Below are 19,007 nucleotides of genomic sequence, written 5' to 3'. Positions count from 1 at the left end.
GTTCGGGACGCGGCCTCAGATGTACTCGTCGAGCCAGTCGAACATGCGGTGATTGGCGACGGCCTGAGCGCCCTCCTGGCAGTGCAACAGTCCGGTGTCCTCCTCCGTGAAGAGCAGGTAGTCCTTGGGGCACGTCAGCGCGTCGTAGAGCTGCTTCGCCTGTCCCCCCGAGTACGCCTCCGCGGTGCCGTCCATGACGAGCGTGCGGCAGCGGATGCGGTGGACCACGGGCTCGTTGTTGAACTCCCGCAGCTTGAAGAGCAGGTCCGACGGTGAGCTGGCGCCGTGCTTGGACATGGCGTCGCGCATGTACCAGCGGTACAGGAACACCTGCGACATGAGCTCGTAGAGGGCCGCGTCGAACGCCGCCGGGTCCGTGTCGAGCAGCTTCATGATTTCAGGGAAGTAGCCGTTGAACTGGTCGAACTGCGACTGGCCCCAGTTGAGGACGCCCGGGTTGGGGATGAGAATCTTGAGGCGCCGCTCGAACGCCGCCGCGCGTGGCACCAGCGCTCCGCCCATGCTCCAGCCCAGCAGCGCGAGCCTCCGGGAGTCCACGCCGGAGATGCGCACGGCGAAGTTGATGACGGGGGTGATGACCTTTTCCCAGTCGGGACGGAACGGCAGGTGTTGCTCCCGGATGGCCATGCCCTGTCCTGGCGCATGGACGATGAGGCAGTGGTAGCCCCGCTCCAGGGCGGCATCAATCACATACTTGGACTCCTCCGGCCACGCGTCGCGTCCCTGCTGGAAGATGAGCAGTGGCGCGGGCCCCCGCGTATGGGGGGCGCGGAAGAAGTAGCCGGGGAGGGTGGTGTTCTCGTAGGGAATCCGCACGGGAGTCGCCGGAATCCGCAGCAGCGTCAGCGCCTTGTCGTAGGCGTCCACGGACTTCCGCCCCGTGGCCAGCACGCTGGGGTGACCCGGCTCCGGGTGGTGAATCAGCGCGGCGCGGTAGTAATTGGCCGCGCGCAGGTAGGCGTGGCCCGCGCTGCGGGAGTGGTGGCGGGCGAGGCTCGCATCCCCCATGGCCCTCAGGCGGTCCGCCGTGCTCACCCACTCGGTGGGCCAGCTCCATTCGTCCTCGGGGTGGATGCGGCTCGCGGTGTCCAGCACCTCTCCGATATCCGCCTGGGCGCTGTAAGTCGCGGCCAGGAAATGCAGGAGCTGGTTCTCCATGACGGGGTCCGACAGCAATCCCAGCTCATACCAGGGCCGCGAGGGCTCCTGGGCGCCGGGGGCCGGGGCCGCGCCGGGTGAGGGTGCCGCGAGTGAGGATGGCGCGCGCATGAGCGCGAGACCTCCGGTGAGACCCAGGCTCGCGTGGAGCAGGGAACGGCGATTCAGGGTGAAACCCATGGTGTGCTGCCTCCTGATGAGGGATTGAAGGCTCGAACACCGCGGGTCTTTATTTCTGTCATCGCGGCCTTCAAATCACAGACACCGAGAGGGCCAGGCCTGCTGAAGACAGACGAAGGGCCGCGCGCCTGAAGCACGAGAGGGCAAGGCCGGGCGTCAGGTCTCGCGCGTGCCCGGCGAACCGCGGGCACACCGAGAGCCTCGTGCAGAAGCACGTACGAAACCGGGAAGGACACGGGGGGCCCGTGCCTTCCGAGGATGGGTCAATCGTCTGATTGAATCGTGCGATTGGTTCGCGTGATTGTCAAGGGGAGTGGCGCTTCGCGCGGGCCGGGCTCACTTCCATGCGCCCGAGGCCGCGGCCTGCGCGGCGTAGGTCTCGAAGGACTTGGGCGCGTGGCCGGTGACGGCGCGCACGGTGTCGGTGGGCGTGGCGTCGCCTCTCTTGAGCAGGGCGCCATACGCCTTGATTTCGCCCTGGATGGCCTCGTCGGGTCGGCCCAGGGCCCGCTGCTCGGAGAGATAGGTGTCGGCGTCTCCGGCGAAGCGCACCTGTCGTCCGGCGGCGCGGCCGATGATGGCCGAGGCTTCGCCAAAGCTCAGCGCGCGAGGTCCGCTCACGTCGTAGCTCTGGCCTTCGTGGCCGTCCTTCGTCAGCGCCACGGTCACCACGGCGGCGATGTCGTCGGCGTCGACGAAGGCCTGCTTCGTCTCCCCGACGGGGAGGGTGATGCGTCCGGCGAGGACCGCGGGCTTGAAGAAGCCCTCGTCGAAGTTCTGGTTGAACCAGTCCGGGCGGACGAGGGTCCAGTCCACGCCCGAGCCGCGCACCAGGCGCTCGGCGGACATGAGGCGCTCGTCTCCCATGATTTCGATGCCCTGACTCGACAGCAGGACGATGCGGCGGATGCCCTTGGACACGGCCAGGGACACGAAGGCGGGGTCGATGGGTTGCTCGTGTGGCGCCATGAGGTACATGCGCGACGCCGGGCCCACGGCCTGTTCCCAGGTGCCGGGGTCCTTCCAGTCGAAGCGCACGTCCGCGTGTCTCGACGCGGCCCTTACCGAGTGACCTTGTGATTGGAGGAGCCGGGTGACGCGTCGTCCGGTGGTCCCGCTCGCGCCCAGGATGAGGATGCTCGAAGTGGTCATGGCGCGACGCAAACACGCGCACCTCACCCGGCTGGGGAAAATGCTCGGCGTCCGTGCGGATACTCAACACGTCCCGAGCATTCCCGGCGCCGGAGTGTTCGCTGTCCGTCGTCGCGCCAGCCTCACGCAAGTGCCCGGAGGCTGGCGCCAGGCGTCAACTACGGCGTGGTGAACTGTTTCAGCCAGTCCAGGTTGGTCCGCAGCGACCAGGGCGCGGAGCCGGTGCGCCAGGTCGAGTCGAGGAACAGCCCGGTGCAGCCTCCCGAGCGCATGTAGCAGTGGTCCGCGTTGAGGTCGCCGAGCTGGATGTCCTTGATGATGTACCAGCCGCTGTTGTTGCTCGCGAAGCAGGACGTCGCCAGGGGGCAGGACTGGCCCGTCGTCTCCGTGTTTTGAGAGCGGACGGAGGACTCGGTGGGGCCGACGAAGATGTCCTGCTCGCCGTTCACGATGCGCAGGCGGCTGCTCGGCAGCGCCCGGTTGCCATTGGCCACGCAGGAGCGCAGGTTGTAGATGGAGTATTGGACGCCGGCGCCCAGTCCATACGCGGCCTGGACTCGCGAGTCATGGTTCTTGGCGAGGATGGCCATGATGGAGCCCTGGCTGAAGCCCGCCACGACGATGCCCTTGGAGCAGTCCGCCTTGGCGCGAGCACACAGCGTGCCGACGGCGCTGGTGGCCCGGCTCCCGTCATAGATGCACTTGGAGCGGGTGGTCATCGACGAGCAGGTGCCGAACGTCGCGTTGTCGTACTCCACGGTGGCGGCGACATAGCCGCGCGACGCCATCTCCTCCACGGCGGCCAGCGCCGAGGAGTGCTCGTACGGCTCCGTGGTGCCCACCGTGTAGATGAACACCGGGTACTTGCCCGAGGCCGACGGCTCCTGGCCGCGCAGGTTGTACGTGGAACTGCACAGCGACGTGCCGCCGCCCCGGTATGTCGCCGTGAAGCTGCTCAGGGACTGCGCTCCTGCGGTGGTCGTCCAGGCCAGGGTCAGGAGCAATCCGAGACGGAAGGTCAGCTCTCTCTGATTCATGACTTCTCCTCGTGGGTGACGTGGGACTTCATGCCCGGGGCATGAGGCACCCGGACCGACGTGAGCCGACGCTGCATTCACAGGCGGCCCCGTTCTCACGATTAAGACTCCGAGGATGTCTTCTCGTCTATCTGATTTTTCGTACTGTTAGGTTTTTCCTCGTTTTGTTCCGCGACGCGAAACATGGTTGTCATTGTTTCGCGGGGCGGAATGTCATTCGAGGTGTTCAAGCTCCAAGGGGGCAGGGCCCACGGCGATGGCGAGGAACTCCGGGAGGCTGTCGAACTCCCGGGACAGGGTGGTTCCGCACCGCGGACAGAAGGGGAAGGTGGCGCGGCCGCCGTTGGCACTCCAGGCAGTGACATAGGGAAGGCGCGATGGGCGGGGAGTCATGATAGACGCGGCGCCCCATGTCTCCTGTGCTCTTGTCTTTGTCGTTGTTTTTCACCCTGGGGCAGGCTCCCGAATCACCCCCGGCGGAGCGGCCCTTCCAGGCGCGACTCTCCTTTCTCGCGGGTGACGAGGATGTCGACACCGCGGGCTCGTCCGCCCTGTGGAACGCGGCGCTGGACGCACACACTCCCGAGCTGACCTCGGGTCTGCGCGCCGAGGCGGCGCTGTCGTTCTTCCTCTCGTCGAGTGGTGCCAGTCGGGGGGCCACCTTCGTGGACAATGGCAGTGCCTTCCGCCTGCGCTACCGGCCTTCCAGTTGGGCCGCCGATGAAGGCCTGGCGCTGGGGGTCTATCCGCTGAGCTCCATCCGGCTGTACCTGGGCTCGACGTACCCCGTGACGTGGGGGCGGGAGGCCTTCCCGCGCCGCCCGGGGAGCGAGCCGGCGCTGGAGCTACGGCTCGCGCGGCGGCAGTGGGGCGTGTTCGCGGCGCTCAAATCGGCGGTCGTCAACGAGGTGCTGGGGGACTCGGGGCGCTACTACGCGCTGCTCGCGGGTGGCTTCGTGGACGTGTCGCCCCAACTCCAGTTGGAGCTGAAGGGCATGTCCTGGAACCAGGGGGAGAATCCGACCGCCGCGGCGAGCGGGGCGGAGCTTCCCATGACCATGAGGGGAGCCTCACTTCGGGCCTTGTGGCACCACGGCGAGCCCATCGGGAGCAACGTGGACCTGTCGCTCTATCGAGGCGACCCTGTCTTCTTTGAACGGTTCTTCACGGCCGGGACGTATTCCGCCGGGTTCGCCGCCTCGGTCTCCCTGGAAGGCAGCCTGGTGTCGCAGGACCTCCTGGATCCGGAGGTGTGGCCGGCTCAGCGGCGTCGTACCCAGAGCGCCAGCGCCGCGGCCCTGGAGGTTCGGGTGCGGCACGACTTCCTGCGGGTGTACGGACTGGCCTACTACCGGACTCCGAGCTTCATTCAACTGGACGCTCCGTGGGTCTTCCCGAACGAGGCCTTTCGTCGCTCCGCGAAGCCCCGGGCGGAAGTCTCGGGTTCGCTGGGCGCCGACTACCACCTCGAGCGCTGGGGCCTGACGCCAGGATTCCTTGCCCGGCTCACGCTGCCCGCGGTGCTCAATGCAGGGGGACTCCTGGGGCCGAGCCAGTCCAATCATCTGCTGCTCCGAGGGCCCCATCAGATAAGCGTCCTCCCGGCAGGCGAGGACCGGATGACGGTGCTGACGTTGAAGGCCACGACCCGGTGGGACCTGGGCTCGCTGGCGGGCGTCGTGGCGGAGGTCTCCTACGCGAATGACCCGAACAAGGTGGAGTTCACCGACGACGTGACCGGCGTGGCGGTGCCTGTCTTCAAGGATGCGAGCACCTTCGGAGCGACGGTGATGCTCCAGGCTCGTTACTGAGCGAGGCGAGTGTTTGCGCGGTGTTCTGGAAATCCAGACGAGATGAACACCGCGCTCTCGGGTCGCGAGAAATACTTTCCTGGTGATTGATACATGTGACTGGGTGGGTGTTTCACTCGGGTTCCGTGGCCCTGGATGTGTGCCTCATGTTCCTCTGTGAGACATGCGTACCCTTCTGTGCATGCTCATCGCGGTTCCCTTGTTGGCGGGTTGTGGTGGTGACGACGGCGAGTCGTGTGGTGATAACGAGTCGCCCGAGACGTACAAGTCGGCCAAGCGGGTGCACTGTTCTGGCACCAGCGACGCGGACGTGGCGTGTTGTGGCTATATGGGCGACACGTGCAACTACACGCTGTGTCGCAAGAGTGTCTGTGGGGACTGGACCGAGGAGTCCTGGACCTGCCACTGAGCGCAAAGGCTCTCAGGCGCAGCCGGCTTCAAACCCGGGGGGAGTAAACAGGCTCATCCCTGTCGTGTGTCACGCGGGGATGAACCCCGCGCTCCCCTCGGGTGTCCCGACTCGCGAGGAGCGGGACGTCTGCCCGGGTGCAGCGCGGGGTCCTGAGACAGCCTTCAGTTGCGACGCTTGGTCGCGAGGAACTCCGCGGCCCAACGCTTCACGGTGTCCGCCGCGTCGGCGCCCTCGGCCGGGCGCAGGGTGGGGAGGATGGACGGTGCGGAAGGGCCCTCTTCACCCTGGGGGCCCACGGACTGCGTCTGGCCCTTCTTGCGGACCCACACGCGGGGACCGCTCGGAGCGGGAGTCGCGGTGCTCGCGGGGGTCGCCGCCGAGCTGTCCGAGCGACGACGGCGAGACAGGATGACATCCGGAATGGAGTGGGGCGCGGCGTGCTCGACCCAGGCGGCATGGAGCCGACCGGTGGCCACCATCTGCCGACGCTTCTGGTAGTGCGCCGAGCAGTAGCCGAGCGTGCGGACGGGCTGTCGACAACCGATGACGGCGCAGGCGACAGGCTGCTCGACGACGGCCTGCACCTGGGGGGGAGGCTGTGGCGCGGGGGCCTTGCGCTGCTGTACGGGCGGGGCGGAGTAGGGCTGGCCGCTCAGTCGCTCGGACAGGCGGCGCATGGCCGTCATCAGCGGGGCGAACGACTCCTGCACGGCGCCGTGCACGATGGCCTGGAAGGCCTCATCCAGTGACGGCGTCGCCGAGGAAGCGCCGCGCGCGGGAAGAGAGCGAGGGGTTCGGGGGGAGGGGGTGACGCGACGGGCTCTGGGCATGTGGAGCCCGGCGTAGCACGGCTCAGGTTGTTCGACCATCCGTGAATCCAACCCCCGCCCCCTGGGGGGTTGTCCGGGCGAGGAGCCAGGCTGATTTCAGGATGCGTCGTGGATGCGTTCACCCCGTGGAGCGAGCTGTGTGTCCGCTCCAGGTCAGGGTTGAGCAGGCGGGTTGCTGACGACATGCGTCGAGCCCCCCGCGCTAGCTGGCCTGCTTTTCCCCGGGGGCCGTGAGGTTCCACGACTCCTGGAGCGACTGGGGGATGCGGAAGGATACCCGGCTGCCACCCGTCTCGGAGGAGTGCAGCCCCTCCAGCAGTTCGCGAGACAGGGAGGCGGAGATCTTCGCCGCGAGGCCCGATTGGTCCTGCGCCTCGTCCGACAGGGAGAACATCCACCGCATCGGCCCCAGCAGATGGCGCGTCCAGTCCGACTTCTCCAGCCCGACGGCGTCGGCCACCGCCTCGCTGCACAGCTCACGCATCATCGCCACCGCGATGCCGTCCATCATCGTGCCGGGGATGCGCGTCTTCAAATAGTCGACGAGCGCCTTGGTCAGCGCGACCCCCTCCACCGAGGGTTTCACCTGACGCTGCTGGATGGCCTCCCAGAGTTGCTGGGCATCTTCCAGGTCTCGGGGCAACAGCGTGGGGTGGATGCCCAGGAAGTGCCCAATCACTCGCCAGCAGTGGAAGTAGGCGTCCTCTTCCTGCGGGGTGAAGTCGAGCTGGAGCCGGGTCAGGACCCGGGGGACCAGGGCCAGCGTCAAGAGCGTCGCGACATGGTCCTCCTGATTGGCCGGAGTCCCCCACTCGGACGCCTGCCACCTGGCATCTCCGCCGACGTGGTAGCGGATGGTGGCATGCAGCAGGCGGATCTTCTGCGCCGTGCGCACCCCGAAGCCCTTCGGCCCCAAGCCACCCTCGCCCATGACATCCAGGACGAATTGCGCCGTCTCGATGATGCGACGATGCACGTGCTTGTCGATACCGCCCGTCCAGGTCAGCACCTTGGCCGCCTTGGCCCAGGCGTAGCAACAGGGCAGGGACCACGTGAAATAGGCCAGGGTCATCTGCATGCCATAGCGCTGGAAGAGCCGCTGGCCCAGAAGGACCTTCTCCGCATCGGCCCACTCGGGCCAGTCATCCGTCTGATTCAGGTACGACTCCACGGCGTCTGGCATCTCCCCTGGAACGAGGTGCACATTCGACTGGATGCTCTGGAGGATGCGGTTGACGGTCGCCACCTCGTTGTTGGCGAAGACCTCCTGGATGACCGCGTCCGCCACGGGCTCGCCCATGAAACGAAAGGGTTCGAGCACCTCATCTGTCCAGCGGCCACGGGATGCGGAATTTGAAGACATGGGGGCTTCAGTGAATCCAGGCACGAGAATGGGATTGCCCATCCCGGTGCTCAGGGATGGGCAAACGAGCGTCCCACGTTGTCCCCGCGAGTGTCGAGGCACGAGGGTCGTCGGCCGTCGGCGTGGTTGCCCCGCCCGGAGCCCGAGCCCACGCACGTCGTGCGCTCCATGGGAGGCAGTGTGCGGCGACTACCGCGTGAGGTTCACGTTGTACGAGCCGTCGCCCGACGTGGCGGTGCCCGTCACCGTGGTGGTGCCGACCTTGCGGCGCACCTTGCCGGTGCCGTCGTCCTCGATTTCACCGGCGAGGGTCAGGTTGAGGGTGACCTCGCCCTCCAGGTCACCGGTCATCTGGAAGGGGCCCGTGAGCGCGCCGGAGAAGGTGCCGTTGGGGATGTTGCGAAGCTGGAGGTTCAGCTCCGGCTGGGTCGCCGTATCGGTGGTCGACGCGTAGGTGATGTTCACCGGCTCCTCGTCTTCGCCCACGACAATCTCGCCGTCGGAGTAGGTGGCCATTCCCACGCGCAGTCGCATCCCCTTGTTGTTGGAGGCCCCCTGGTCCACCTGTCCGGAGATGAGGAGCGTCCCGGACACGTTGCCGGGTGCTGACTGGGCCGGGATGTTGGCGCTCGAAGCGGCGTTGAAGCCGGCGAAGCCGAGCTGCAGGGCTTTGCTGACGGACTCATCGAGTCCCAGGTATGCGCGTCGGGCCTGTTCGTCGGAGCTCACCTCGTCATCACCACAGGCTGTCAGGCCAGCGGACATGAAGAGAGTGAATGCGACAGTGGTCACGACACGAGAGATGAATGGGTTCATTCCGTCTGTCTAATCCAGACACCTCACGCTATACCACTCGCTCCGCGATACGAATAAAGCGGGGCCCTGTGTGTGGCCGAACGGCGGTACGGAGGGTCCATTTCCGTGTACAGCCTCAGGGATGAGGACGCATGTCTCAGGGCCAGTGGCAGCGGATGCTCTTGGCATCAGTGCAACGCGCCATCGAGCGAAGCCTGACACCTGATGATAGGGACGACGTCTATTGGCGCGGCGAGGTACACGAACAGCCGCGACAGCCGTATCCGGACACCGCGAGGCAAGCTGTGGCACCTCGCCGGTGGTGAACCCGCTGCTCATCAGGAAACACCGCGGCCTGACCCATGTCGGTGGTCATGCCGATGCGCCCCCTGGGAGCCCCCGTGCGTGCTGTTCGAGGAGAGGGCCTTCCTATCTCGTCTCGCGCCCCGTCCTGTCCCGTTCTAGAGAACCGTCCATGTCCCTGCCGCTGCCGCCCTACCTTCAGGCTGCCCCCATCGCCGGCCTGCCCGTCGCCCACCGCTGGGGTCCGGGCGAGGCGATGTCGGCCTTCGGTAGCACCCACCGCACGGTCGAGGGCCACCTCGCGCATCTGTCCTTCCGGGCCCTCCTGGGCTTGGCCGCCGCGTTAGGCGAATGGATGCACCGCCGCTTCGAGCACCTTCACGACGACCACGAGATGCGGCTGGCGGTTGAGGCCATGTGGGCCGCGTCCATCGACATCCGCTACTTGAAGGTGGACGCGATGCAGTTCCCGCAGGACACGGCCAGCGCCATCCACGGGCCACTGCAGGCGCTCAAGTGGGAGTTCGTGAACGCCGCCGACATCTACGGCGAACTCGATTTCGGGCTTGTGCGCTACCTCCGCGGCGACGCCAACCTCGTCAACTTCACGCTTCCGGACAACAAGGCCTTCCAGGCCTGGTTCAAGGCGGTGCTGCCGCGCCTGGCGCCACTGTCCGCCCCGTCGGCCCGCGATGCGGCCCACGGCGACCCGGACGACGCCTCCGACGGACAGGCCGGCACGGACCCTCTGCTGTGGGGAACGCCAGTGCCCCGCGAGGCCTTCGCCCCGGCTTTTCCGCTGGCCACGGCCGACCGCGTCGCGCTCATCGACACGCTGCTCGCCTCCGTGTCCGCCACGCCCAACCCGTTCCTGCGCACACCGGCGGAACTGGCGGCGGCCGGTTTCCACGGTGCCCCCTACCGCTACACGGGCCCGTGAGGATGCCGGCACGGCGCGCGCCCACCGACGAGGCGGGCAGCGCGCAGCCACGCCTGCGATTCCTGTGGGACGAGTGGCATGTCACCGCGCACTTCCTCGACATCGACGACGCCCTGCTCGCGCGGGTGGTGCCGCTGTGCCCGCGGCCCCAGCAGGCGCTGATGCTGCCTGGGGGACGGGCGCTGGACCTTCCCGGCTCGGTGGGGATGCACTCAAGGGGAGCGGTACCTGCGCGGCCCCTCCGTGTTCTGCCAGCCCACGTCGCGCCGGAGGCCCGAGAGAGCGCGGTGCAGCAGATCGAGCGGCAGATACCCCTCCAGCACCACGTGGCTCCAGCCAACGCCGCCCGAGGGGGCACGCTGAGGGCACATGGGGGGAGGAAAAAGAAAAGCCCAGCAACCCCTAAGGATTGCTGGGCTCTCAATGGCGAGGAGTACGGGACTTGAACCCGTGGCCTCCGGCGTGACAGGCCGGCGTTCTAACCAACTGAACTAACTCCCCATAACCTTGGGCGGAACAGGGATTGAACCTGTGACCCTCGCCTTGTAAGGGCGACGCTCTGCCGCTGAGCTATCCGCCCGCAGGCGTGTTCCGCGTTGCGACGAGCGGGCTTTTATAAGTGGCTCACTCCACTGTCAAGCACCTGTTTCGAAGACCCAGGATCTTCCGTCACCGGCCGCGCGGAGCGTGAAAACGCTCGTGCGGCCGGTGACTTAGGGGCCTAGGGGACGGGCGCGACGTCCACTGTGCCCAGGTTCTCCGGGGCCACGCCGTTGGCTGAGCCGCCCTCGCCAGGATTGGGTTGCCAGTCGCCGTAGCAGTACGGGCCGGTGCCCACCCGGAAGCGCCACAGGTAGCCGTGGTTCAGGGCGGCGTTCACCGGAAGGTCCGCCTTGTACTCGTCGTCGTTGCCGCCATCGCTCTGAACCGTGCCAGCCACCCAGGTCCAGGCCGGGCTCACACCCGGGTCCTGTGTCTTGGGGCCGTGGCCCAGCTCCGCCGACAGGGTGGTGGCCGGAGGAGGGGCGTTGGTGACGCCGTCCTCGTAGATGAATCCGTACATGGTTCGGTTGCCGCTCAAATCACTGAGCTTCAGCGGCCACTGGAGCCGGCAGTAGTCGATGCCGGCGTGGTTTCCGACGGTGAGGGCGTGTTGCTGGCCCAGCGTGTAGCCCCCCACGTCGCTGCCGTCCTTGTCGCAATAGGTCCACGTGGAGCCATCCGTGCTGTAGCGCAGGCTCACGGCGCGACTCGTCGTGTAGGCCGGACGCAGCTCGGTGGTGAATTCATCCGTGTCCGCCTCACCCGAGGCCTCTCCGGCGTACGTCGCCGGCTTCCAGGTGAACGACGCCGAGGTGGTGGAGGCGTCCACGTCCGCGTTGCCCAGGCCGACCTGCACCTGAAGCCCCGTGCCCGCACCGGGGCCGTTGGTGACTCCGGGGATGCGCACGCGGCCCGTCACCGTGACGGCATCGCCGCTGCCCACCGTCGTCCCGCTCACGCTCTGCAGCCGGCAGACGCCCGTGGCCGCCGCCTGCACCGTCAACGTGCCCGCGTCCGCGATGTCGAAGTCGTCATCCGTCCCGTCCGCATCGCAGTACACGTAGGGGCCGGTGCCAAGCTTCACGCGGTAGGCGAACCGGAAGCTGCCCGCCGTGCCTGGGTTGGGCAGGGTGGCCCGGTACTCGTCGTTCTGGGTGTTGCCCGTGTCGGCGCCATGTGTCGCGGCCGTCCACTGCCAGCCTCCGCTCGTGTGGGCGCTGCCGGCCGGCCCGTAGCCCAGCTCCGCGACGATGCCCGCACCGGCGCCCGCGCCCGGCGTCACGCCGGCCTCGTGCACCTGGACCGCGATGACCTTCGAGGCTGCCTCACCAATGGTGTAGGCCTCGACAGGGGGCGCGGCTTGCGTCTCACCGCCCAGGCGGCACCAGTCCACCTGCGGCGGCACCACCGCGGCCACCGTCAGGACCGACGCCTGCGCCGTCTGGTAGCCGTTGGCGCTGCCGTCCCGGTCGCAATAGGCCCAGGCCCCGGTCTGATACCGGAAGCGCACGGCCACCGCGTAGGTGCCCTCCGTGGCGGGCGCCGTCAGCGACGTCTCATAGGCGTCCTGCGCTCCGCTGTCCGTCTCGCCCGAGAAGCTCGCGGCCTTCCAGTTCCAGCCCGTCCCCGTCGCCGGGTCCGAACTCGCCGGGCCATACCCCACTTCCGAGGTGATTCCCGCGCCCGCCGCGCCGCTGGTGACGTCCGTCACCGTCGTCACGAGCACCTTGCCGTGCACCACCTGCGTGGCGCCGCCCGGCGTCGCGCTCAACGTGGCCGGACCCACCAACTGGCACGCGTCCACGGCCACGGGCTTCACTTCCAGGCCACCGGCCTGGGCGAGCGTGAAGCCGTTGCCGAGGCCGTCCGCGTCGCAGTAGCGGTACGCGCCTCCATTCACGTTGAAGCGGATGGCGAACTTGTAGCGGCCCACCGTCCCCGGGTTGGGCAGGGCGGCCTTCCACTCGTCGTTGCTCCCGCCTCCGCCTGACTCGCGGTTGAAGCTCGCGCCCGTGGAGGTCCACTGCCAGCTCGCCGTCTCCGGCGCGTCCGCCTCCGGGCCGTAGCCCACCTGTCCCTGGATGCCCGTGCCCGCGCCCGTGCCCGGCGTGACACCCTCCATGTAGACCTGGGCATAGATTTCCTTCGTCGCCTGGCCCACGCGGTACACCTCGCTTGGCGGAGGCTCGATGGCCTCACCGCCGAGCTTGCACCAGCCGATGGAGATGTCCTGCGCCGCGCTCACGGTGAGCGTGCCCATCTTCGTCGGGTCGAAGCCCGTGGGGCCGCCGCTGTTGCCGTCCGAGTCGCACAGCAGATACGCACCGTCGTTCACCTTGAAGCGGTAGGCGAAGCGGTAGCTGCCCAGCGTGCCCGGGTTGGGCAGTGTGGCCTCGAACTGGTCGTTGTTGCCGACCTCGTCCTTGTACGCAGCCGTCGTCGTCCAGTTCCACTGCGCCGACGTGGCGGGGTCCTCCGCTGCGGGCCCCCAGCCCACCTGGCCCACGAGTCCCGTGCCCGCGCCGGCGCCGCTCGTCACGCCCTGCACGAACACCTGCGCCACCACCTTGCGGTTGGCCACCGCGTCCGTCGCATACGTCACCGTCTCCGGCGTGTCGTTCCCATTCGTGCCCAGCTTGCAGTAGCCGATGACCTTGGGGACCACCACTTCGCCCGCGACCGTGAGCTGGCCGAGCTGCGCGAGCTCGAAGTCCTGGCCGCCGTCATCCACGCCGTTGCCGTCGCAGACCCGGATGGGACCGCCGTTGGCGCTGAAGCGCACCGCATAGCGGTAGTCGCCATTGAGGCCGGGGTTGGGCAGCGTGCCCTTCCACTCGTCGTTGACCTCGAAGTTGTCCTTGGCCCAGGCCAGCGGCGTGGCCCAGTTCCACAAGGGAGAGGTGCGTGGGTCCTCCCCCGCGGGACCCCAGCCGAGCTGGCCGGAGATGCCCGGGCCCGCGCCCACCTTGTCCGTCACGCCCGGCATGTGGACCTGGGCGAAGACCGTCTTGAGTCCCGACGTCTGCGTGGTCTGGTAGTTGATGACCTCGGGGGCCTTCTGGTCCTCGCCAATCTTGCACCAGCTCACGGGCGGCTTCGGCGCCTCGGTGCCCACGGTGAGCGTGCCCAGCTTCGCCAGGCTGAAGGTCAGCTCGCCCTCGACGCTGTCGTTGACGCCGTCCGCGTCGCACACGCGCCAGGCGTTCTCACTGATGCTGAAGCGGAAGGCGAGCTTGTACGTGCCCACCGTGCCCGGGTTGGGCAGGTCCGCTTCCCACTCGTCGTTGTTGCCGTGCTCGGCCTTGTAGACGGCGGGGACCCACGTCCACGCGGCGGAGTTTCGAGGGTCCGAGTCCACCGGCCCCATGCCCAACTGCGCGACCAGTCCCGAGCCCGCGCCGGCGCCCTGGGTGATGCCCGCCGCGTACACCTGGCCCGCAACCTTGATCAGCGTCGAGTCCGTGGGGCGGTAGAACAGCTCCGGGTTGGCGCGGTTCCCGTCGGGACCCAGCTTGCAGTAGTCCACGCGCGGCCGGGTGATGAACACGCGGCGCAGCATGTCCTCCGTCACGCCGTTGGCGGTGCCATCGCCATCCGCCATCACCCACGTCTTCCCGCCGTCGATGGAGAAGCGGATGGTGATGACCCACTCGCGGCTCTCTCCGCCGATGGCCGGCTGCAACAGCACGTTGCCCTTGTAGATGTCCGCTTCACCGCTGTCGGAGTCGCCCTCGTACGTGGCCTCCTCCCAGGTGTAGCTCTCCGTCTTGAGCAGCTCGCCGTTCGCCGGAGCAAAGCCCACCTGCGCGCGCACGCCGCCGCCCTGACCCACGCCTCGGGTGAGGCCGGCCACGGTGATGGCGCCTCGCACCAGCACGCCCACCGGCTGCCCGCCGCTCACCGCGTCGGTGTTGCCGTTGATGATTTCGGCCTGGTCGATGTTCGCTGTCGGGGGCCCCTCGTAGAGGAAGCCCTTCACCAGCACGCCATAGGCGCCGTCCGGGTTCACCACGCGCACATCCACCTGCGCGGTGCTCGCGGAAGGGGAGTAGCCGTAGATGCGGAAGGCGTTGACCACGACGACGCGCAGGGCTTCCTGGTTGCCGAGGTAGAGCTTCGCGCCCGGCTCGAAGCCGGAGCCATAGACGTTGATGAGCGTGTTGCCCGCGATGGGGCCACCGGTGGGGGTGATTTCCCTCACGGTGGGCGGGGTGAGCGAGGGGGGCTGGCCGCCCTCCGGGTCATCACCACAGGCCACGACGAGCAACGACAACACGAGAAGAAGGGACCGCGGACAACGCGACGACATCGGCCATCACCCCTTGACGCCGCCAGCGGTCAACCCGCCGACGAGGTGCTTCTGGAGAGCGAAGAACAACGCCATGACCGGCGCGGAGACAATCAACGCGCAGGCGGCGAACTTGCCCCATTCCACCTTGTACTCGCCCACGTACCGCTGGAGGGCGACGGGCAGGGTGAAGCGGGTCGGGTCATTGATCAGCGTGGCGGCGAGGACGAACTCGTTCCACGCCGTCATGAAGGAGAACAGCGCCGTCACGGCCAGCGCGGGGCGGGCCAGCGGCAATACCACCTTGATGAACACCTGGAAGGGCGAGGCTCCGTCCATCACCGCCGCTTCCTCCAACTCGCGCGGCAGCGTGTCGAAGTAGCCCTTCAGCATCCAGATACAGAAGGGCAGGGCGGTGGTGGCGTACACCAGCACCAGCCCGGTGAGGCTGTCGAGCAGCCGCAGCTTCTGGAGGATGCCGTAGATGGGCACCAGCATCAGCGTCGCCGGGAACATCTGGGTGACGAGCAGGGCCTGCATGCCGCCCTCCTTGCCCGGGAACTTGAAGCGCGACAGCGCATAGGCCGCCGTCACCGCGAGCGTCAGCCCCACCACCGTCGTGGCGCCGGAGACGATGAAGCTCGACAGCACCTGCCGGCCGAACACCCAGCGCCCCTGCGCATCCGAGCCGAGCAGCACGTCCCGGAAGTGGTCGAACGTCACCGCGTCCGGGAACGGGTTGGCGGTGAGCGACAGGCCGTCCGACGGCGACAGCGCCATCTTCACCACCCACAGCACCGGGTAGAGCGTCACCATGCACATCAGGCTCAGCCCCATGTGGATGACGGCCATCTTCAAGCCGGAGGGCTTCTTCATGACGCCTCCTCGGGCTTCATCAGGCGCCGGGTGAAGACGGACCAGCCCATCAGCACCACGAAGATGAGGACCGAGTACGCCGCCGCGAAGCCGTACTGCTCATTGCGCTGGAAGGCCCAGCGGAACGCCTCCGACACCAGGATGTCCGTGGCGCCGCCCGGCTCGCCTCCGGACACCAGGTAGATGATGTTGAACATGTTGAACGTCCACACGCTGCCCAGGATGACGGCGGGCAACATCGCGGGCTTGAGCAGGGGCAGGGTGATGCGCCGGAACTGCGTCCACTTGCTCGCCCCGTCCACCTCCGCCGCCTCGTACAACTCCGGGGGGATGGACTGCAGCGCGCCCAGCGCCACCACCATCATGAACGGGAATCCCAGCCACGTGTTGGTCGCCACGTTGGCCGCGAAGGCCGTGGAGAAGCGGGTGAACCAGCTCACCGGCTCCAGGCCCAGCGCGACGAGCAGGCCGTTGATGGCGCCGAACTGCCGGTGGAACATCCCCTTCCACATCAGCGCGGTGATGTAGTTGGGCACCGCCCACGGGATGATGAGCAGCACCCGGTACATGCCCCGCATCTTGAGCAGCGGGTCCTTGAGCACCAGCGCCAGCCCCAGGCCGATGCTCACGTGCAGCACCACGTTCACCACCGCCCACAAGAGCGTCACCGCGAGCGTGAAGTAGAACGAGAGCGGCTCGGTGATGCTGTAGCCACGGCTGGCCAGGATGTCGACGAAGTTGGCCAGGCCCACGAAGGTGTACTGCCCCGCGTCGTGGTGGAACAGCGACAGCGACAGGCCCACCACGAAGGGGATGAACACCAGCACCAGCAGACCCGCCGCCGCGGGCGCGACATACGCCACCGCGCGCGACACATCCGGATAGCGCTGACGGAATGTCTGGCTCTGTGCCGGCCGCCGCAGCACCCACGCCGTGCCTCCGCCCAGGACCATCACTCCGGCGAGACCCAGCCAGGGCATGGGGCTGGCGTCGGGCGGGCGCTCCCGGTGCAGTGCCCGGTAGCGACGGTCCGCGAGTGCACCCGCGTCCTCGGGCCGGGTTCCGCCCTGGAGCACCGCGCGCAACGTCAGCTTCATCGGCTCCCACACGCGGGCCATCTCCAGCGTGTTGGGCATGGGCGTGGCGTCCTTCGCCGCCTCGCGGAAGGAGGAGATGAGCGTGTCGTCCTTCACTTCCTGGAGCTGGTACGCGGCCACGTCCGCCGGAATCTGCCGGCCCACCGTGGTGCGCACCCGCGACGCCTCGCCCAGCGACAGGAAGCGCGCCAGCTCGTGCGCCCGCGCGGCCTGCTCCGTGCGCGAGGAGACGAACGCCGCCTCCACGCCGAGGAAGGGCTTCATCGGCGTGCCTGTCTCGCTCACCGTGGGCAGCGCCACCACGCGGTACTGAACGGACGGTGCGATTTCTCCCGCGAACCAGGGGCCGCTGATGGTCATCGCCACGCGGCCGTCGTTGAAGAGCGTCTTCACCAGCGCGCCAGACACCTCCTGGGGCATCATCCGCTCGTCCTGGAGCCGCTTCACGAAGGCCAGCGAGCGCGCCATCCCCGGCGTGTCGAAGCTCGCGCGGCCCGTGGCGTCGAAGAGCGGCCCGTCGAAGCCGAAAAGGAATGGCGCGTGGAAGTAGAAGTCTCCGCTCTCGTACGCCAGCCCGAAGCGCCCCTCTTCGGGCTTCGACAGGGTGGGCAGGAGCGCCAGCAGCTCCGCGGTGGTGGCGGGCGGGCGCGGCACCAGCTTCGTATTCACATAGAGCGCCAGCGACTTGAGCGACATCGGATAGCCGTACACCTGGCCATCCACCTCCAGCGCCTCCACCGTGTTGGCGAAGTAGTCGGCCCGGACGAGGGTCGCCGTCGTGGGCGCCAGCAGGTTCTGTCCCTGGAAGTTGCGCAGCCGCTCGTGGTTGAAGATGAAGACGTCGGGCCCCGCGCCGTGGGGAATGGCGTTGGTCAGCTTGGCCGCGTAGGCGTCATAGGGCAGGGCGAGCATGTCCACCCGCACGCCCGTCTTCTCGGTGAAGAGGCTGGTCGCCTGGAGGAGCGCGGCCTCTTCGCCACCCCGGTACGCGTGCCACAGCTTGAGGGGTGCTGTCTGGGGCTCCGCCGCGTGCGCGCTCCACGCCGTCGCGAGCAGCACCAGCGCCAGCAGCCTCTTCAAGACGCCACCTCGAGCGACTCGCGGTCCACCGGGTGGCGCAGGGCCACGGACCCATCCTCGGTGAAGACGTGCAGCGCGTCCGCCACCGGCGACAACGACACCCTGTCCCCCACCGAGACCTGGGAGCCCTTGTCGAAGCGCGCGGCCACCAGGCCCGCCTCCGTGCTGACGAAGGCATAGCCGTCGAAGCCCAGCCGCTCCACCGCGTCCACCGTGCCCGTCAGGGGCCCCAGCGCCGCCACGCGCAGGTCCTGGGGCCGCAGGCCCACCAGGAGGTTCGTCGCACCCGGGGCGAGGTCCGAGGGGGACAGCAGCGTGAAGCCCTTGCCCACCAGGTTCGCGCCGTCGCGTCGGGCCTCCAGGAAGTTCATCGCGGGCGAGCCGAGGAAGCCCGCGACGAAGCGGTTCGCCGGGCGGTTGTAGAGCTCCAACGGCGGCCCCACCTGCTGCAACACGCCCGCGTTGAAGACCGCCACCCGGGTGGCCAGCGTCATCGCCTCCACCTGGTCGTGGGTGACGTAGATCATCGTCGCGCCCAGCCGGCGGTGCAGCCGCGCCAGCTCCCCGCGCATCTGCACGCGCAGGGCGGTGTCCAGGTTGGACAGGGGCTCGTCGAAGAGGAAGACCTTCGGGCGCCGGACGATGGCTCGCCCCATGGCCACCCGCTGACGTTGTCCACCCGACAGCGCCTTGGGCTTGCGCTCCAGCAGGTGGCCCAGCTCCAGCATCGTCGCGACTTCAGCCACCCGGGAGGCGATCTCCGCCGGGGGGAACTTCCTCAGCGTCAGGCCAAAGGCCAGGTTCTCCCGCACCGTCATGTGCGGGTAGAGCGCGTACGACTGGAACACCATCGCCACGTCGCGATCCCTCGGGGGCACGTCGTTGACGCGCGCCCCGCCGATCCGCACCTCGCCCGAGTCCACCTGCTCCAGCCCCGCGATGAGCCGCAGGAGTGTCGTCTTTCCACAACCCGACGGCCCCACCATGACCAGGAACTCGCCCTGTCCCACCTGAAGGTCCACGCCCTTCACGATGAGGTTCGGGCCAAACGACTTCTTGATTCCGCTCAAGGTGACTTCGGACAAGACGCGCTCGAAAATGAGGGGAGAGAACGGCGGGGC

General features: G+C 68.0%; 14 protein-coding genes and 2 tRNA genes. 3 read left to right on the top strand and 13 right to left on the bottom strand.

Going from position 1 to position 19,007, the window contains the following annotated elements; all coding sequences use genetic code 11:
* Window positions 1–15 precede the first annotated feature (15 nt).
* The 3 genes from HUA78_RS02895 to HUA78_RS02885 all read right to left on the bottom strand — a co-directional run bounded on the left by HUA78_RS02895 (window position 16) and on the right by HUA78_RS02885 (window position 3,548).
* A complete protein-coding gene (locus tag HUA78_RS02895; RefSeq protein WP_174461402.1) occupies window positions 16–1,359 on the bottom strand; it encodes a S9 family peptidase in 1,344 nt (447 codons plus the stop codon).
* A 336-nt stretch (window positions 1,360–1,695) separates the two neighbouring features.
* Window positions 1,696–2,511 (bottom strand): NAD(P)H-binding protein, encoded by an 816-nt coding sequence (locus HUA78_RS02890; RefSeq protein WP_174453259.1) that lies wholly within the window; start codon window positions 2,509–2,511, stop codon window positions 1,696–1,698.
* A 158-nt stretch (window positions 2,512–2,669) separates the two neighbouring features.
* A complete protein-coding gene (locus tag HUA78_RS02885) occupies window positions 2,670–3,548 on the bottom strand; it encodes a S9 family peptidase (RefSeq protein ID WP_174461400.1) in 879 nt (292 codons plus the stop codon).
* 410 nt (window positions 3,549–3,958) lie between these two features.
* Here HUA78_RS02885 and HUA78_RS02880 point away from each other — a divergent pair, with 410 nt between their 5' ends.
* Together HUA78_RS02880 and HUA78_RS02875 are read left to right on the top strand one after the other, a co-directional pair.
* A complete protein-coding gene (locus HUA78_RS02880) occupies window positions 3,959–5,359 on the top strand; it encodes a hypothetical protein (RefSeq protein WP_174475607.1) in 1,401 nt (466 codons plus the stop codon).
* A 163-nt stretch (window positions 5,360–5,522) separates the two neighbouring features.
* Window positions 5,523–5,768, top strand: coding sequence for a hypothetical protein (locus HUA78_RS02875; protein ID WP_174453262.1), 246 nt, complete (start codon window positions 5,523–5,525; stop codon window positions 5,766–5,768).
* Between the two features lie 164 nt (window positions 5,769–5,932).
* Here HUA78_RS02875 and HUA78_RS02870 read toward each other — a convergent pair whose 3' ends face one another.
* The 3 genes from HUA78_RS02870 to HUA78_RS02860 all read right to left on the bottom strand — a co-directional run bounded on the left by HUA78_RS02870 (window position 5,933) and on the right by HUA78_RS02860 (window position 8,729).
* Window positions 5,933–6,601, bottom strand: a complete 669-nt coding sequence (locus tag HUA78_RS02870; RefSeq protein ID WP_254614258.1) for a cell wall protein — start codon at window positions 6,599–6,601, stop codon at window positions 5,933–5,935.
* A 202-nt stretch (window positions 6,602–6,803) separates the two neighbouring features.
* Window positions 6,804–7,901: an oxygenase MpaB family protein gene (locus HUA78_RS02865; protein WP_254623528.1), complete on the bottom strand. Its 1,098-nt coding sequence runs from the start codon at window positions 7,899–7,901 to the stop codon at window positions 6,804–6,806.
* Window positions 7,902–8,153: 252 nt separating this feature from the next.
* Complete coding sequence (locus HUA78_RS02860) at window positions 8,154–8,729, bottom strand: hypothetical protein (protein WP_174461397.1); 576 nt, start codon at window positions 8,727–8,729, stop codon at window positions 8,154–8,156.
* Window positions 8,730–9,234: 505 nt separating this feature from the next.
* On the opposite strand from HUA78_RS02860, the gene HUA78_RS02855 reads away from it, so the two are divergent.
* Window positions 9,235–10,002 carry a hypothetical protein gene (locus HUA78_RS02855; RefSeq protein ID WP_174461396.1) on the top strand — a complete coding sequence of 256 codons (768 nt, stop codon included), beginning with the start codon at window positions 9,235–9,237 and terminating at the stop codon, window positions 10,000–10,002.
* A 212-nt stretch (window positions 10,003–10,214) separates the two neighbouring features.
* Here the strand turns inward: HUA78_RS02855 and HUA78_RS02850 are convergent, their stop codons facing one another.
* The 7 genes from HUA78_RS02850 to HUA78_RS02820 form a co-directional block, all read right to left on the bottom strand.
* Window positions 10,215–10,373, bottom strand: coding sequence for a hypothetical protein (locus HUA78_RS02850; protein ID WP_174461395.1), 159 nt, complete (start codon window positions 10,371–10,373; stop codon window positions 10,215–10,217).
* A gap of 53 nt (window positions 10,374–10,426) precedes the next feature.
* Window positions 10,427–10,503, bottom strand: a tRNA-Asp gene (locus tag HUA78_RS02845).
* A 7-nt stretch (window positions 10,504–10,510) separates the two neighbouring features.
* Window positions 10,511–10,582 (bottom strand) — tRNA-Val (locus HUA78_RS02840).
* Window positions 10,583–10,723: 141 nt separating this feature from the next.
* Entirely contained in the window at window positions 10,724–14,821 is a 4,098-nt protein-coding gene (locus HUA78_RS02835) for an IPT/TIG domain-containing protein (protein ID WP_371745477.1), read from the bottom strand.
* A gap of 39 nt (window positions 14,822–14,860) precedes the next feature.
* On the bottom strand, window positions 14,861–15,709 hold the full coding sequence (locus HUA78_RS02830) for a sugar ABC transporter permease (RefSeq protein ID WP_141641038.1): 849 nt from the start codon (window positions 15,707–15,709) through the stop codon (window positions 14,861–14,863).
* On the bottom strand, window positions 15,706–17,886 hold the full coding sequence (locus tag HUA78_RS02825) for an extracellular solute-binding protein (protein ID WP_174475605.1): 2,181 nt from the start codon (window positions 17,884–17,886) through the stop codon (window positions 15,706–15,708). Before HUA78_RS02825 ends, HUA78_RS02830 begins: the two co-directional genes overlap by 4 nt.
* Window positions 17,883–18,971: an ABC transporter ATP-binding protein gene (locus tag HUA78_RS02820; RefSeq protein ID WP_174475604.1), complete on the bottom strand. Its 1,089-nt coding sequence runs from the start codon at window positions 18,969–18,971 to the stop codon at window positions 17,883–17,885. The genes HUA78_RS02825 and HUA78_RS02820 overlap by 4 nt, the downstream gene beginning before the upstream one ends.
* Window positions 18,972–19,007: the final 36 nt, after the last annotated feature.

It is taken from the genome of Myxococcus sp. CA033 (genome assembly GCF_013336625.1).
In the GTDB taxonomy this organism is placed as follows: domain Bacteria; phylum Myxococcota; class Myxococcia; order Myxococcales; family Myxococcaceae; genus Myxococcus; species Myxococcus llanfairpwllgwyngyllgogerychwyrndrobwllllantysiliogogogochensis.
This window is presented reverse-complemented; position numbering and strand designations above follow the sequence as displayed.